The organism is Faecalibacterium sp. OF04-11AC (assembly GCF_003460645.1).
Classification (GTDB): Bacteria; Bacillota; Clostridia; order Oscillospirales; family Ruminococcaceae; genus Faecalibacterium; species Faecalibacterium prausnitzii_I.
This window is the reverse complement of record NZ_QTVP01000025.1, coordinates 24,443-38,801: the sequence shown is the minus strand read 5'-3', so window position 1 is coordinate 38,801 and position 14,359 is coordinate 24,443. Positions and strand designations below refer to the sequence as shown.

Below are 14,359 nucleotides of genomic sequence, written 5' to 3'. Positions count from 1 at the left end.
GACCGTATGGGATACTGAGCCAGTCATATGGTCGGTGACGATGACGGTGAGGTTCCACCTGTTCCCATTCCGAACACAGAAGTTAAGCTCACTCGTGCCCAAGATAGTTCGCTGGAAACGGCGCGTGAAAATAGGTAGTCGCCGACTTAACAAAGAGCTCTGAGATGAAAGTCTCAGGGCTTTTTTGTTGCACAAAAATATAGAGCGGATTTTGGTCGAAATGGTAACAGGACAGGACTTGACAAAAATGCTACTACGCAATACAATATAGATAAGCTACTACGTATTACATAATAGATAAAAGGAGGTATCCAGTGGAAAACAACACACAATTGCTCAAGGGCGTTTTGGAATTCTGTGTTCTGAAATTGATTGCGCAAGAGCCGACCTATGGCTATGAAATCGTGATGCACCTGAAGCAGGTTGGCTTTTCTGACTTGAGTGAAAGCACGCTCTATCCGCTGCTATTGCGCTTGGAGCAGCAGGGAAAGGTTACGGTAGAACGCAGACCTTCTCCCAAGGGGCCGAGCCGAAAATATTACGTCGTAACGAAAGAAGGAAGGCAGGCGCTTCTTGAGTTCCGGCAGGATTGGAGCCAGCTCTGCCAGCTGGTGGAAAAAATTTTCAAGGAGGAGCCAGATGAATAAGTATTTTGCATTGCGAAAAACAAACCGGATGCGTACCGAGTTGCTGACTGAAAAAAGTCAGGAGCAGCTTAAAGAAGTGATTCGTTATCTTCGCCGGGTCAGCTGGGACTTCTGTGGTATCGAACTTGTGCGCAGCGATTTGCTTGATATTGCAATCCAAGCCAACAAGGAAAATCAGGAACTGTTTCATTCGATTTCGGACGCAAAGACCTTTGTGGAAGAGGTCAAGCCCAGCTTGAAAACACTGAGAGCCGGGGATTACTTCTGGTATGTTGCACCTCTGTATTTCTTTTTTGGGTGGGGCATTGAAGGGGGGCTGCTCTATCCGATTATTGGAAATTGGGTTTTTGAGCTTTCGGTAGGCTATCTGATGCAGCTTGTTGTTGCAGTGGCGGCGTTTTGCATACTGTTCCGCCGGATGAGGGAACAGGTGGGCTTTCCGCCGCGGGAGCATTGGCTGAAATATGCTGTATGGTTGGTGCTTTACATCGTGATCCTGTATGGAACGGGCTGGTTCTTTACCCGGATCGCGGGTAAGATTGTACTGCTGCGGCTTCCGATTCTTAGCTATTCAATCTTTTGTCTGCTTCTGGGTGCGGGACTGTATGCAATCCATTTCTGGCGATATGGAAAAGACCCACGACTGAGTGCTCGCATATAAAGAAAAAGCGGGGCTGCATACCTTAATAGGTAGTCGCCGACTTAACAGAAAGCTCTGAGAGAGATCTCAGGGCTTTTTTGTTGCGCTATATATGCCAAAGGGTTGCAGAATGCGGAAAAAGCTGGTATTCTCAGAACAGAAAAGGGGTGAGAATATGCGTTCGGACAGAACCCGCAAGGATACAGCAAAGTATTATGCAGTGGTACTGGCATTTTTACTGTTTTGCAGCATCATATTTTATGTGCAGGCACATTACCGGCACACCTCGGCGTCCCGGCCTGAGGACGACTATCAGAACAGGATACCGCAGTTTCATAGCAGCGCAGATCGGGATGATGACGGTGTAGATGACCAGCTGGATATTCTGAACGGCGCACTGGCCTATGTGAGCACACATCCAAAATACAAAAGCCGCTATTATGAAACCGGTTATCCTGACGATGGTTATGGAGTTTGCACGGATGTAGTTGCTTATGCGTTGAAAAATGCCGGATATGATCTGCAGGAGCTTGTGGACGCAGATATCCGGGAGCAGCCACAGGATTATATAGTAGCAGAACCGGATGCAAATATAGATTTCCGACGGGTACGAAATCTGAAGGTGTTTTTCTCGCACACAGCAGTTGCCCTGACCACAGATGTCTCAGAAATAGAAGAATGGCAGGGCGGTGATATTGTGATCTTTGAAAGACATATCGGCATCGTGTCTGATCGGCGAAATAAAAACGGAGTGCCCTATATCATTCACCACAATGACCCATGGCAGACGGCTTACGAACAGGACGTTCTGGAAAAACGCACCGACATCGTGGGGCATTATCGAATTTCAAAATAAAAAGCGGCCCCGCTGCACTGTGCATAACAGTGCGGCGGGGCCGCATACTTTATTGGGTGGTGTACCGGTTACGATACAAGCTTTGGCTTAGCCCTTGCCTGCGCAGCCAAAGAGCTCGATCTTCTCTTTGCACTTGTCCACGATGGCAGCAGCGCCGGGAGCCAGCAGCTTGCGGGGGTCGAAGCCCTTGCCCTGCTGATCCTTACCGGCCTCGATGTACTTACGGGTGGCCTCTGCGAAGACCAGCTGGCACTCGGTGTTGATGTTGATTTTGGAAACGCCCAGGCTGATGGCCTTTGCGATCATGTCATCGGGGATGCCGGTGCCGCCGTGCAGGACCAGAGGAATGTTGTTGGTAGCCTTGTGGATGCGGTCCAGAGCCTCAAAGTCCAGGCCCTTCCAGTTGGCCGGGTAGACACCGTGGATGTTGCCGATGCCTGCAGCCAGGAAGTCGATGCCCAGAGCGGTGATCTTTGCGCACTCCTCGGGGTCTGCGATCTCGCCAGCGCCCACAACGCCGTCCTCGACGCCGCCGATGGAACCGACCTCAGCTCGATGCTCAGGCCCTTGGAGTGTGCCAGAGCAACCAGCTCTTTGGTCTTGGCAACGTTCTCCTCAATGGAATAGTGGCTGCCGTCGAACATGATGGAGGAGAAGCCAGCCTCCACGCAGGCCTTGCAGCCCTCGTAGGTGCCGTGGTCCAGGTGCAGAGCAACGGGGACGGTGATGCCCATGGAATCGACCATAGCGTCCACCATGGCGGCGACGGTCTTGAAGCCGGTCATGTACTTGCCGGCACCCTCGGAGACGCCCAGGATGACGGGACTCTTCATTTCCTCGCAGGCAGTCAGAACAGCCTTGGTCCACTCCAGGTTGTTGATGTTGAACTGAGGCACACCGTAGTGGCCGTCACGCGCCTTAATCAGCATTTCGGTTGCATTTACCAACATTATTCATTACCTCCACAAATTCATTGGGGTCTGGTCGTGCCCACACGCCACTTTGCGCATGGTTTAACGAACTTACAAGCTAAGTATACCCCAAACAATTGCTAAAATCAATCCAAAGCAGCGCTTTTCTCGCAAGAGTGCTTGCTTTTCCGGCAGAAGAAATAAGACAGGCCGGGAGCGGTGGGGCAGAAGCATTTTGGATTGCAACATTTATACCCGGTGCCGGCAACATCCGGACGCGAAAAAACAGGTGCAAAACAGAACGGATTTTCAACACAAATCCACATTCGTCATTTTGATATTAGAGAAAAAAGCAAAAGCAGACAACTACTGAGTTAAAAATTTGTCACAATTCCGACTTGAAAATTACAAAATGTACGAGTGGTTTTCCTCTTGTCGAGAACGGTTTGTGGAAAACTCTGTGGAAAGTGTGGAAATCCACCCTAAAAAGAGGCGTCAGCGCTGGACTTTTGCACGTTCTCCACAGAGTTTTCAACTTGTGGAAAAAACAGGACCCTTTTACAACCTGTATACAGGGCTTTTGTGGAAAACATCACCGCCCGGAAATGGGACGGATATTTTGCCCGGGAGCTGGCAACACTTCTTTATACCCGGGCGAGGCGTCTGGGGTGGAAGCGGGAAATTCTCTGGAAGAAAAAACCGCAATTCTATGGCAAAGAAAGTCCGCTTATGTTATACTTCAAGATGAATCAATATCGGATTCTGTCACAAAAACAGGAAACTTTCAGATGCAGGAAGCGTCTTTCCATAGAAATTGAGAGGAGAACGACCCATGGAAGAAAAAAATACCCCGCGCCGTCCCCGCCGTAATACGGACGAGCAGCCCAAAGCAGCCAAGAACGAGAGCCTGGTCTACGGCAAAAACCCCGTGACCGAACTGCTCAAGAGCGGTTCTGGCGTGGATACTGTGCTGCTGGCCGAGGGCATGGCCCCGGCGGTAGCCGCCTACTACACCGCCATGGCCAAGGAAGTGGGCGCTGCCGTCAAGCGGGTGAACCCCAACAAGCTCCGGCTGATGACCGGTACGGACAGCCATCAGGGCGTGGCGGCGTTTGCCAGTGAGATCGAGTATGTGACGGTGGAAGACCTGCTGGAGGCTGCAAAGGCCAAGGGCGAGCCCCCGTTCCTGGTGCTGAGCGACGGCATTGAGGACCCCCACAATCTGGGCGCGGTGATGCGGAGCGCACTGCTCTGCGGTGCCCACGGCATCGTCATCCCAAAGCGGGGCGGCGCGTCCGTGACGCCTACCGTCATCAAGTCCAGCGCGGGCGCGGCCGAGCGCCTGCCCGTGGCCCGGGTAGCGAACATCGGTGAAACCATCCGCCGCCTGAAAGAGCAGGGCGTGTTCGTCTACTGCGCCGATATGGACGGTGTGCCGCTGCGCAAGAACAACCTCACCGGTCCCATTGCACTGGTAATGGGCAGCGAGGGCAGCGGGGTATCCCAGCTGGTAAAGAAGCTCTGCGACGGTGTGGTGCGGCTGGATATGGCTGCCGAGGGCACCGGTGTGGACAGCTTCAATGTCTCGGTGGCGGCGGGCATCATCCTGTATGAGATCCAGTCGCAGCGTGCCGCCAAAAACGCCTGAGCAGGTGGACTCCAAAAAAACAGGGAGGGACAAGGATGCCAAAAGAGGATGAGCGCCGCAAAGAGCTGACGCAGAAAGAAATCGAGGCAGAGAAATTCCGCACGTTCTTCAGCACCAGCGTGGCGCAGGTACCGGAGGCCATGAGCCGCCGTGAAGAAGAGGAAACGCCGCCCAAACGCGGGCTGTTCGGGGGGCTGTTCCGCCGCGAAAAGCCGGAACCGGAAACAAAGGAATCGGCGGAGCGCGGGCTGGAGCTGCCGCCCACGGGGGAAATTGTTCTGGGCGATGACGCCGAGGAGCCTCAGGCCGATCTGGAACTGGTGCTGGAACCGGAAGAGGCTGCTGCGGAACAGCCGGTCATGCCGGAGCCCAAAAAGCAGACGGTACCTGCCACGCCGGAAAAGGCACCGCAGGAGCCTGCAAAACCGGAAGCGCCCGCACCGGAGCCCGTGAAACCGGCAGAACCGGAAAAGCCTGCGGCTCCGGCAAAGCCCGCGGAGCCGGTGAAGAAAGAAAAACCGGAGAACAAGGCAACCGCTCCGGCACCCAGTAATAAAAAGAAAAAGCAGAAACTCGATCAGCCGGCTGTGCCCCGCAGTGCCATGGAGCAGCGGGAGGACGAGGAGATGAAAGAGCTGAAAGCCATGCTCTTTGGCAAGCCGAAAGCGCCTGCAAAGTCTGCACCCAAGCAGACGGAGACATTGCCTGCCAGCCCCCTGACCGGTTTGGTGTTTGCAGAGGACAAGGCAGCTCCGGAGCCGCCCAAGACTCCTGCAGAGCCGGAGAAAACTCCGGAAAAGCCGCCGGTGACACCCCAGCCGACACCCCGCATGGAAACTGCGGCAGAGCCGGAGAGCGGCAAGGAGAAGACGACGGAGATCCCGGCGTTCCGCTTCTTTGGGAAAGCCGATGATGAAGTGAAGGCACCCACCCGGGAAACGGCTCCCGGCCCGGACGACAGCATGAGCCTGCCGCTCATCGGGCTGGACAACGAGGGCAATCCTTCGGAAGAGCCGCCGGTGGAGGCCCTCAAGGCCGCTCCGGCTGCGGAAGCATCCACGGCAGAAGTGCCTGTGGACGGGACCCCGGCAGCCGAGGCAGAGCCGGCAAGCGAGGAGGCTCCCGCCACCCCGGAAGAGGTCGGCGAAAAGCTGCGCAAGATGGGCGCAGCCCTTACATTGCGCTGTGTGCTGGGCGGTATCCTGGCCGCGGTGCTGCTCCACTTTGGACTGGTGGCAGAAGGGCTTCTGGCTCCGCTGGCAGCGCTGGACCCTGTAGTGGCCCCGGCGGCGTTCTATGCCGCCAACCTGCTGTTCCTGGCGGTGGCCATGGCCGTGGCGGCTCCCGTGCTGCGGGACGGTCTGCTGGGCCTGAAAAAGGATGGACGCCCCAGCAGCGACACCATGCCCGCGCTGGCCGCCTGTGCGGCCCTGCTGGAGGCGGTCGTCGCCCTGCTGAACGCCCAGAGCTACCAGACTTCCAGCTTTACGATCCTCTCCGGCATCGCGGCACTGGGCCTGTTTATGGCCCTGCTGGGCAGCCGGGTGCAGCTGGCTGCCGTGAAAGGCGGCTACGATCTGGCCATGAGCGAGCCGGAGCACCGGGGTGCTTACCGGGTGAAAGACAAAGACCTGATCCGGATGCTCTCCCGGAGTCTGGACCAGAAAGACCCCTGGATCCTCCTCAGCCGCCCCACCGATTGGGACGAAAAGCTGGTGGAGCAGAGCTTTGGGGAGCGGGCCAGTGAGCGCCGTGCCCGGAAGACCGCGTACATCCTGCTGGCTGCCGGTGTGCTGGCCGGGTTGGTGTTCCTGCTGTTTGGCGGCGGCATCAGCGGCGGCGCGGCGGCCCTGACCGCCATACTCTGCATGGGCGCGCCCCTCTCCTCCACATTGGTGGCAGGTGTGGCCTCCCTGCGGCTGCAGCGGACCGCTGCGGCGGCAGGTGCTGTCATTCCGGGCTGGCAGCGGTGGAAGAGCTGGGCGGCGTGGACACCGTGCAGGTGGACGCGGACGAACTCTTTACAGCGGACAGCGCCATGCTGGAAGACATCCGCATCTTCAAGGGCGGCCGCATCGACCGGGCCATTCTCTACTCGGCCAGCGTGCTCAACCAGAGCTGCGCCGCGCTGCGGGGATTGTTCCGGCAGATCATTGAGGACCGCACCGATATCCTCTACCCGATCAAGGACCTGGAAGTGCACCGGGGCCTGGGCTTTGCGGCCTGGTGCGATAACAACCGCATCCTCATTGGCAACCGGGCGTACATGGAGCGGGAGGGCGTGCCCCTGCCTGAACTGGAATACGAGCAGAAGCACTCCCAGAACGGCACGCTGCAGATCTTGTATCTGGCCGTGTCCGGCAATCTGCACGCCATGTTCGTCCTCCACTATGTGGGTGGGCGGAATGCGGCCCGCGGGCTGGAGATGCTCCAGAAAGAGAACATCCGCCTGCTGGTCTCCTGCGAGGACCCCAGCCTGACGGCCCGGCAGATCGCCGAGGTGTATCACCTGCCCGAGGGCATGGTGACGCTGCTGGATCAGGAGCAGTGCACCTCCCTTGCGGCAGCCGAACAGGCAGCCCCGGCGGCGGAAAACGCGGAGACCTGCTGTATGATCCACACCCAGGCTTTGCCAGCCTGACAGGCGGCTTGCGTGCCGCGGAGCAGGCCCAGAACGCCGAGAACAGCGCCACAACGGTACAGCTGGTGTCGGTGTGGTTCTCGGTGGTCATCGGGGTGCTGCTGACCTACGCGGGCAGCGTCGGGATGCTGTCGGTAGTCATGGTGCTGATGTATCAGGCCGCCTGGAGTGCCCTGAGCCTGGCTGTCTGTGCCCTCAAACAGCATAATGGCTAAAAACAAAAGAAAATTCTTGACAGGCCATAAATAGGAATGATTCTTGATTATTGCAGGGCCTTGTGGTACAATACTCCCAGAGAAACATAGAATGAGCCGGAGAGGGGATCACTTCTCCGCACACGCGATATACCGGAATAGAGATACCGGAATAAAGGAGAGTACCATGGAACTGAAGGGCAGCAAGACCGAGAAAAACCTGATGGAAGCATTTGCAGGCGAGAGCATGGCCCGCAGCAAGTACACGTTCTTTGCCTCGGTGGCCAAAAAGGCAGGCTATGAGCAGCTGGCCGCCATCTTTGAGGAGACCGCCGGCAACGAGAAAGAACACGCAAAGCTCTGGTTCAAGGCCCTGAACGGCGGCGAGATGCCTGATGTGATGACCTGCCTGGAGCTGGCCGCGGGCGGCGAGCATGACGAATGGACCGACATGTACCCCCGCATGGCCAAAGAGGCCAAGGAAGAGGGTTTCAACCAGCTGGCTGCCCTGTTCACCATGGTGGGCCAGATCGAGAAAGAGCACGAAGAGCGCTACCGTGAGCTGGCCGCCAACCTCAAGGATGGCAAAGTCTTTGCCCGGGAGGAGCAGCAGGTGTGGATCTGCCGCAACTGCGGTTACACCTATATTGGCAAGTCTGCTCCGATGAAGTGCCCGGTCTGCGCACACCCGCAGAGCTTCTTTGAGCTGAAGAAGCACAACTATTAAGCGATTTTCTCATTCCTGCAAGTTCCCGCAACGGCCGCCGCATCCGGAAAGGTGCGGCGGTCTCTTTTTGCACAAAAAAGGAGAATAACTTTTGGTGAGCTCACCAAAAGCCACGTCGAGTTTGTGACATTTGCGCCGAAAAACTTGACCCTTGCTTCCCCCGCGTGTAAAATAAGCTGTAAGTGGGAGAATTTGTACGGAAAAATGACATGCGTGCGGCATCTTATCCAAACAGCAAAACGGATGACAGGAGGGAAGACGACCCGATGAGACATACGATGCAGAAAACTGGGCGGCTTCTGGCGGCGCTTGCCCTTAGCGGGGTGCTGCTGGCTTCCGGGCTGATGGCCCAGGCGGCTCCCGCACCCCAGCCGGGCAGCAAAGGGCTGGAGCTGGAAGTGACGGAAATGGACCTGGAGATCACGGAGGAAGACCCTCGCCCCAGAGCCTACCTCTACACCGGCAGCGGCAGCGATTATTATTTCATTGTCTGGATGAGCTCCAACCCCACCGTGGCCACGGTGGATGGCGACGGCAAGGTGACCGGGCGGAGCGCGGGTACCGCGACCATTACGGCCATCTCAGACCGGGGGGACCGGGCAGCCTGCAAGGTGACGGTGACCAAGGAGAGCGCGGGGGGCGAGGCCAAAAAGCCGGCTCTGGATCAGAGCAGCCTGAGCTTTGCCCTGAAATACGACGATCTCCACCCCACAAAACAGCTGAAGCTCGTCAACAATGACCACTCCTTTATTTATGTTTACCAGTGGCTGAGCTCCAACCCGGAGGTGGCTACGGTAGATGGAAACGGTCTGGTGACGGCACAGGGAACCGGCGGTGCCACCATCACGGCGCTGGCTTCCAACGGGCAGGCCGTGCGGTGTACAGTGACCGTCACTTCGGACATTGGCCGTGTGACGCTGAACAAGAACGACCTGCTCTTTAAAACGGTGGGCAGCAAAGAGACTCTGACGGCCTCTGTGGCGTTGGAAAGCGGCGGGAGCGTCCCCATCACCTGGGTGAGCTCTAACCCCGGTGTGGCCACCGTGGACCCCAACGGCGTGGTGACCGCGGTCGCGGACGGTGAGGCAAAGATCACGGCCCTCTCCCCGGAGGGGCGGTTCGATACCTGCAGCGTGCTGGTGGGCATTGCGGCAGAAAAATACGCCAGCGAGGAAGACCTGGCCGATGAGCTCAAACTCCCGGACCCCTATGTGGCAGTCCGGCTGAACCGGCTGAGCTGAAGCAGACACAAAAGCGCCCGTGCAGAGGGAAACTGCACGGGCGCTTTTCTTCTATCAGATCAAATTATTTCTGGACACCGGACTCGCACTGTTCGATGAACTGCTTGGCCACGCGGGGGCTGCGGCCGCCGGCCCGGATGGCAAAAGCCTCGGCCTTGACCAGGAGCTGGTCGTGGGGCATCTCAATGTGGTGCTGCTTGGCCAGCTCGGTGAGGATGGCCTCAAAGCGTGCTTTCTCCGGCCGCTGGAACGTGACCGTGAGGCCGAACCGGGCGGACAGGCTCATGAGCTCCTGCCGGGTGTCGGCCTCGTGGATATCGTCGCCGGTGCGGTCGGTCAGCGTCTCCTTGATGAGGTGGCGGCGGTTGGAGGTGGCATAGACCGCGATGTTCCGGGCCCGGCCGCCCACGCTGCCCTCCAGAATGGCTTTCAGGGCGGCGAAATTATCGTCGTTGGCCGTAAAACTCAGGTCGTCGATAAAGAGGATGAACTTGAGCGGGTTGGCGGCCAGCTTGTCCATCAGGTCCGGGATCTGGTAGAGCTGATTTTTCTTGACTTCCACCAGGCGCAGGCCCTCGGCGGCAAACTCATTGCAGATGGCCTTGACGGTGCTGGATTTGCCGGTGCCCGCGTCGCCGTAGAGCAGCACGTTGTTGGCAGGCATCCCGGTCAGCAGAGCCCGGGTGTTGGCAATCACCTTTTCCCGCTCCTGTTCGTAGCCGGGCAGCTCGGAGAGCTTCTGGGGGTCCGGATACTTGACCGGCACCAGCTGACCGTTCTCCACGGTGAAAACATGGTGCTTGGCAAACATGCCGTAGCCCTTTTTGCCCACCTCGCTCATCCGCTGGGTATATGCGGCGGCAAGGTCCAGCTCCCGCGTTTCCCAACGGGGCAGGAAAGCCAGCTCCGGCCGCTGGCTCTGCTCTGAATAAGCGGTCTGGAACAGTTTGTCCAGTGTCAGACCGCACAGTGCCTGCAGAAAGGCCAGCTCGCTGTCCAGCGCACTCTGCAAAACGGGGGAGAGCTGTCCGGCAGCCGCCTGCCGCACGCAGATGGTCTCCGATTCCAGAACGGCGTTGGAAAGATAATCGCTCCAGTTGGGGGTGTGCTCAAACAGGGCAGCCTCAAAGGCGGCCACGGCGTCGCACACCAGGCCTATGCCAGAGGCCCCGGCGGCCATCCGGTCCGTTAAATCGACGAGTTTTGCCACCACCGGGTCCTCCAGCAGGGCACGAAATACCACAAGCCCGTGCAGGCGGGCGTTCCATTCACGCAATGTCATCGTTGTTCCCTCTCTTTTCTTTTCCAAATTATATCGCTACTTTTGGCACCGCGCAAGATGGTGTTCAATTATCTTCATCTTTGCGGTGACTCACGTTACAAATCGTCGCTGGACAACGGCCCGATTTATAGTATAATTGACCCAACGTTCAAAAAAGCCGAGAGATAGGAAAAAATGACGTGTATAAGCACTTTCTTCGGAAGTGTATGTCATGAGGGAACAGGAAACAGGAGAAACACACCATGCAGTTGAATGGTTCACAGATTTTTGTAGAGGTCCTTTGTGAGCAGGGCGTGGATACCATCTTTGGCTATCCCGGCGGCGCGGTGCTCAACCTTTACGATGAGCTGTATAAGAACGCCGACCGGATCACCCATGTGCTGACAGCCCACGAGCAGGGTGCGGCCCATGCAGCGGATGGCTACGCCCGCGCAACGGGCCGCACCGGTGTGGTGCTGGCCACCAGCGGCCCGGGTGCTACCAACCTGGTCACCGGCATTGCCACGGCCTACATGGATTCCGTACCCATGGTGGCCTTTACAGGCAACGTTGTCACCAGCGGTCTGGGCAAGGACGGCTTCCAGGAAGCTTACATTGAGGGCATTACGATGCCCATTACCAAGCACAATTTCACGGTGCGCCGGGTGGAAGACCTGGCCGACACCATGCGGGCCGCGTTCCGCATTGCACAGAGCGGCCGCAAGGGTCCCGTGCTGGTGGATATCCCCAAGGACGTGACCGCGGCGGTCTGTGAGTTTACCTCCAAAAAGCCGGAGCCCATCCGCACGGTGACCACTTTTAATGCAGAGCAGGTCAAGTGGGCGGCGGACCTCATCAACGCGGCACAGCGGCCGCTGGTTTACTTTGGCGGCGGTGTCCGCTCGGCGGCCTCCTGCCAGCCCCTGCGCGACCTCATCCACAAGGCGGAGATCCCCGCTACCTACACCCTGATGGCGGCAGGCGTCGTGCCCTATGGCGACCCCATGAACATCGGTATGGTGGGAATGCACGGCTGCTACACCTCCAACCGGGCCGTGGCGGATTGTGATGTCCTCATCGCGGTGGGCACTCGCTTCTCGGACCGTGTGGCTCTGAACCCCAAGACCTTTGCAAAGAACGCAACGATCATTCAGATCGACATTGACCCCAGCGAGCTGGGTAAGAACGTGGATGTGGACCTTTCCATCACCGGCGATGCCGCCTACGTCCTCAACGCCATGCTCCCCCAGATCGAGGAAAAGAAGCACCCCGACTGGATGGCCATGATCCGCGAGTGGCAGGCACAGGATTACCACCCGGTGTCCGACCCCACCCGCCTGATGCCCCATCAGGTCATCGGCGAAGTGTGCAACCAGTGCGGCCCCGAGGCCGTGTATGTCACGGACGTGGGCCAGCACCAGATGTGGGCGGCGCAGTACCTGCGCCACGCCAAGAGCCGCGGCTTTATCACCAGCGGCGGCCTGGGCACCATGGGCTTTGGCTACGGCGCGGCCATTGGCGCACAGATGGCGCTGGGCCGTGACCAGCGGGTAGTCATGTTCACGGGCGATGGTTCGTTCCACATGAACCTCAACGAGGCCTGCACGGCCGTCAGTTATGAGCTGCCCATCATCACGGTCATCTTCAACAATCAGGTGCTGGGCATGGTCCGCCAGTGGCAGACCACGTTCTATGGAAAGCGCTTCTCCCAGACCGACCCCCACCGCAAGACGGATTTCGTCAAGCTGGCCGAGGGCTTTGGCCTGAAAGGCTACCGCTGCACCAATCTCCCGGAGTTCCAGGCCGCATTTGCCGACGCCCTCAAGCAGAAAGGCCCCACCTGGATCGAGTGCATGATCGACAAGGACGAAAAAGTCCTGCCCATGATCCCCGGCGGCGGCGATATCAACGATATCATCATGAAATAAGGAGGGTGCGGAAATGGAAACCAGAAAGCGCAGGGTCATCAGCCTGCTTGTGGACAACCAGAGCGGTGTTCTGGCCCGGGTGTCCAGCCTGTTCTGCCGCCGCGGCTTCAATATTGACAGCCTGACGGTGTCCGCCACCAACGACCCGACCGTCAGCCGCATCACCGTCACGGTGTCCGGCTCCGATAAAGAGCTCCAGCAGCTCATTCTGCAGACCGAGCGCCTTGAAGTCACGCGGCAGGTCTTCGTGCTGGATCACGACAAAGCCTGGAGCGGGAGCTGTTGCTGCTGAAAGTAGAGGCTGACGTCCATAACCGCGCGGAGCTGCGGGAGGTCGGAAGCATCTACAAAGCCAAGATCATTGATCTTTCCCCGGACAGCATGGTGTTTGAGCTCATCGGCAAGCCGGAAAAGATCGATGCGTTCCTCAAAATGTTTGAGGACTATAAAATTCTGGAGCTGTGCCGCACCGGCGTGACCGCGCTGGAGCGGGGCGGGATGCACCAGCACATGCAGAAGCCCTCGCAGGAAGTGCGGGAAGCACAGTTCCCGCTGCCGGGCACAAAATGCCCCACCCGATAAGCCTTTATTTAAAAAACGATCATAGAAAAACGATCCGAAAAGAAAAAAGGAGAACATTCTTATGGCAATCAAGAAATACTACGATTCCGACTGCAACCTCGGCGTGCTGGACGGCAAGACCGTCGCTGTCATCGGCTTCGGCAGCCAGGGCCATGCCCACTCTGAGAACCTGGCCGAGAGCGGCGTCAATGTCGTGGTCGGCCTGCGCAAGGGCTCTGCCCACTGGGAAAAGGCTTCCGAGTTCGCAGCGACTCACCCCAACTTCAAGGTTATGGAAGTGGAAGAGGCTGCCAAGGCTGGCGACGTTGTCATGATGCTGGTGCCCGATGAGCTGTGCGCTGATATCTACAACAAGCAGGTGGCTCCTTACATGACCGAGGGCAAGGCTCTGGCTTTTGCACACGGCTTCAACATCCACTTCAAAACCATCACCGCTCCCAAGAACGTGGACGTCATCATGATCGCTCCCAAGGGCCCCGGCCACATCGTCCGCCGCCTGTACACCGAGGGCGAGGGCTGCCCCTCTCTGATCTGCGTGGAGCAGGACTACACCGGCAAGGCCAAGGACATCGCTCTGGCTTACGCTTCCGGCATCGGTGCCGGCCGTGCAGGCATCCTGCAGACCACCTTTAAGGAGGAGACTGAGACTGATCTGTTCGGCGAGCAGGCAGTGCTCTGCGGCGGTGTGTGCGAGCTGATCCACGCTGGTTTTGATACCCTGGTGGAAGCTGGCTACGAGCCCGAGATGGCATACTTTGAGACCTGCCACGAGATGAAGCTGATCGTTGACCTGATCAACGAGGGCGGCTTCTCCAAGATGCGCTACTCCATCTCCAACACCGCGGAGTACGGCGATTACCGCACCGGCAAGCGCCTCATCACCGCTGAGACCCGTAAGGAAATGAAGAAAGTGCTGACCGAGATCCAGGATGGCACCTTTGCTTCCGAGTTCCTGACCGAGATGAGCCCCAACGGCGGCCGCAAGGTCCACTTCCTGGCTGAGCGCCGGATGCAGGCAGAGCATCCCATCGAGAAAGTCGGTGCAGAGCTCCGCAGCATGATGAGCTGGCTGAAGAAGTAATG

12 protein-coding genes, 1 rRNA gene and 2 pseudogenes are annotated in these 14,359 nt (G+C 58.0%); 13 read left to right on the top strand and 2 right to left on the bottom strand.

Annotated features, from left to right (window positions below; all coding sequences use genetic code 11):
• Positions 1–30: 30 nt before the first annotated feature.
• The 4 genes from rrf (at position 31) to DXA70_RS10815 (ending at position 2,143) form a co-directional block, all read left to right on the top strand.
• A 5S ribosomal RNA gene (gene rrf, locus DXA70_RS10830) occupies positions 31–147 on the top strand.
• 167 nt (positions 148–314) lie between these two features.
• Complete coding sequence (locus tag DXA70_RS10825; protein WP_128118473.1) at positions 315–647, top strand: PadR family transcriptional regulator; 333 nt, start codon at positions 315–317, stop codon at positions 645–647.
• Positions 640–1,308, top strand: coding sequence for a hypothetical protein (locus DXA70_RS10820; RefSeq protein WP_128118472.1), 669 nt, complete (start codon positions 640–642; stop codon positions 1,306–1,308). Before DXA70_RS10825 ends, DXA70_RS10820 begins: the two co-directional genes overlap by 8 nt.
• Before the next feature lie 109 nt (positions 1,309–1,417).
• Entirely contained in the window at positions 1,418–2,143 is a 726-nt protein-coding gene (locus DXA70_RS10815; RefSeq protein ID WP_347553552.1) for a DUF1287 domain-containing protein, read from the top strand.
• Positions 2,144–2,230: 87 nt separating this feature from the next.
• Here the strand turns inward: DXA70_RS10815 and fba are convergent.
• Positions 2,231–3,093: pseudogene (gene fba, locus DXA70_RS10810) on the bottom strand (class II fructose-1,6-bisphosphate aldolase).
• 793 nt (positions 3,094–3,886) lie between these two features.
• Between fba and rlmB the strand changes: the two are divergent.
• From rlmB to DXA70_RS10790, 6 genes are all read left to right on the top strand, one after another.
• A complete protein-coding gene (gene rlmB, locus DXA70_RS10805) occupies positions 3,887–4,702 on the top strand; it encodes a 23S rRNA (guanosine(2251)-2'-O)-methyltransferase RlmB (protein ID WP_022257007.1) in 816 nt (271 codons plus the stop codon).
• A 35-nt stretch (positions 4,703–4,737) separates the two neighbouring features.
• A complete protein-coding gene (locus tag DXA70_RS10800) occupies positions 4,738–7,182 on the top strand; it encodes a hypothetical protein (RefSeq protein ID WP_243001341.1) in 2,445 nt (814 codons plus the stop codon).
• On the top strand, positions 7,128–7,343 hold the full coding sequence (locus DXA70_RS14685) for a hypothetical protein (RefSeq protein WP_243001340.1): 216 nt from the start codon (positions 7,128–7,130) through the stop codon (positions 7,341–7,343). Before DXA70_RS10800 ends, DXA70_RS14685 begins: the two co-directional genes overlap by 55 nt.
• Positions 7,344–7,351: 8 nt before the next feature.
• Positions 7,352–7,558 carry a hypothetical protein gene (locus DXA70_RS14680; protein ID WP_243001339.1) on the top strand — a complete coding sequence of 69 codons (207 nt, stop codon included), beginning with the start codon at positions 7,352–7,354 and terminating at the stop codon, positions 7,556–7,558.
• Between the two features lie 166 nt (positions 7,559–7,724).
• Positions 7,725–8,264, top strand: coding sequence for a rubrerythrin (rbr, locus tag DXA70_RS10795; protein ID WP_022257009.1), 540 nt, complete (start codon positions 7,725–7,727; stop codon positions 8,262–8,264).
• 266 nt (positions 8,265–8,530) lie between these two features.
• Positions 8,531–9,505, top strand: coding sequence for an Ig-like domain-containing protein (locus DXA70_RS10790; protein ID WP_243001338.1), 975 nt, complete (start codon positions 8,531–8,533; stop codon positions 9,503–9,505).
• A gap of 64 nt (positions 9,506–9,569) precedes the next feature.
• Here the strand turns inward: DXA70_RS10790 and DXA70_RS10785 are convergent, their stop codons facing one another.
• On the bottom strand, positions 9,570–10,787 hold the full coding sequence (locus DXA70_RS10785) for an ATP-binding protein (RefSeq protein WP_128118471.1): 1,218 nt from the start codon (positions 10,785–10,787) through the stop codon (positions 9,570–9,572).
• A gap of 242 nt (positions 10,788–11,029) precedes the next feature.
• Between DXA70_RS10785 and ilvB the strand changes: the two genes are divergently transcribed.
• The 3 genes and pseudogenes from ilvB (at position 11,030) to ilvC (ending at position 14,357) form a co-directional block, all read left to right on the top strand.
• Entirely contained in the window at positions 11,030–12,694 is a 1,665-nt protein-coding gene (gene ilvB / locus DXA70_RS10780; protein ID WP_128118470.1) for a biosynthetic-type acetolactate synthase large subunit, read from the top strand.
• 13 nt (positions 12,695–12,707) lie between these two features.
• Positions 12,708–13,276 (top strand): annotated as a pseudogene (gene ilvN / locus DXA70_RS10775) (acetolactate synthase small subunit).
• Between the two features lie 61 nt (positions 13,277–13,337).
• On the top strand, positions 13,338–14,357 hold the full coding sequence (gene ilvC, locus DXA70_RS10770; RefSeq protein ID WP_128118469.1) for a ketol-acid reductoisomerase: 1,020 nt from the start codon (positions 13,338–13,340) through the stop codon (positions 14,355–14,357).
• Positions 14,358–14,359 lie beyond the last annotated feature (2 nt).

Bases quoted from the DNA above. Each gene is read 5' to 3' on its own strand.
- DXA70_RS10820 (WP_128118472.1), top strand. From the start codon at position 640: ATGAATAAGTATTTTGCATTGCGAAAAACAAACCGGATGCGTACCGAG.
- DXA70_RS10815 (WP_347553552.1), top strand. From the start codon at position 1,418: ATGCGGAAAAAGCTGGTATTCTCAGAACAGAAAAGGGGTGAGAATATG.
- rlmB (WP_022257007.1), top strand. From the start codon at position 3,887: ATGGAAGAAAAAAATACCCCGCGCCGTCCCCGCCGTAATACGGACGAG.
- DXA70_RS10800 (WP_243001341.1), top strand. From the start codon at position 4,738: ATGCCAAAAGAGGATGAGCGCCGCAAAGAGCTGACGCAGAAAGAAATC.
- DXA70_RS14685 (WP_243001340.1), top strand. From the start codon at position 7,128: ATGCTCCAGAAAGAGAACATCCGCCTGCTGGTCTCCTGCGAGGACCCC.
- rbr (WP_022257009.1), top strand. From the start codon at position 7,725: ATGGAACTGAAGGGCAGCAAGACCGAGAAAAACCTGATGGAAGCATTT.
- DXA70_RS10790 (WP_243001338.1), top strand. From the start codon at position 8,531: ATGAGACATACGATGCAGAAAACTGGGCGGCTTCTGGCGGCGCTTGCC.
- DXA70_RS10785 (WP_128118471.1), bottom strand. From the start codon at position 10,787: ATGACATTGCGTGAATGGAACGCCCGCCTGCACGGGCTTGTGGTATTT.
- ilvB (WP_128118470.1), top strand. From the start codon at position 11,030: ATGCAGTTGAATGGTTCACAGATTTTTGTAGAGGTCCTTTGTGAGCAG.
- ilvC (WP_128118469.1), top strand. From the start codon at position 13,338: ATGGCAATCAAGAAATACTACGATTCCGACTGCAACCTCGGCGTGCTG.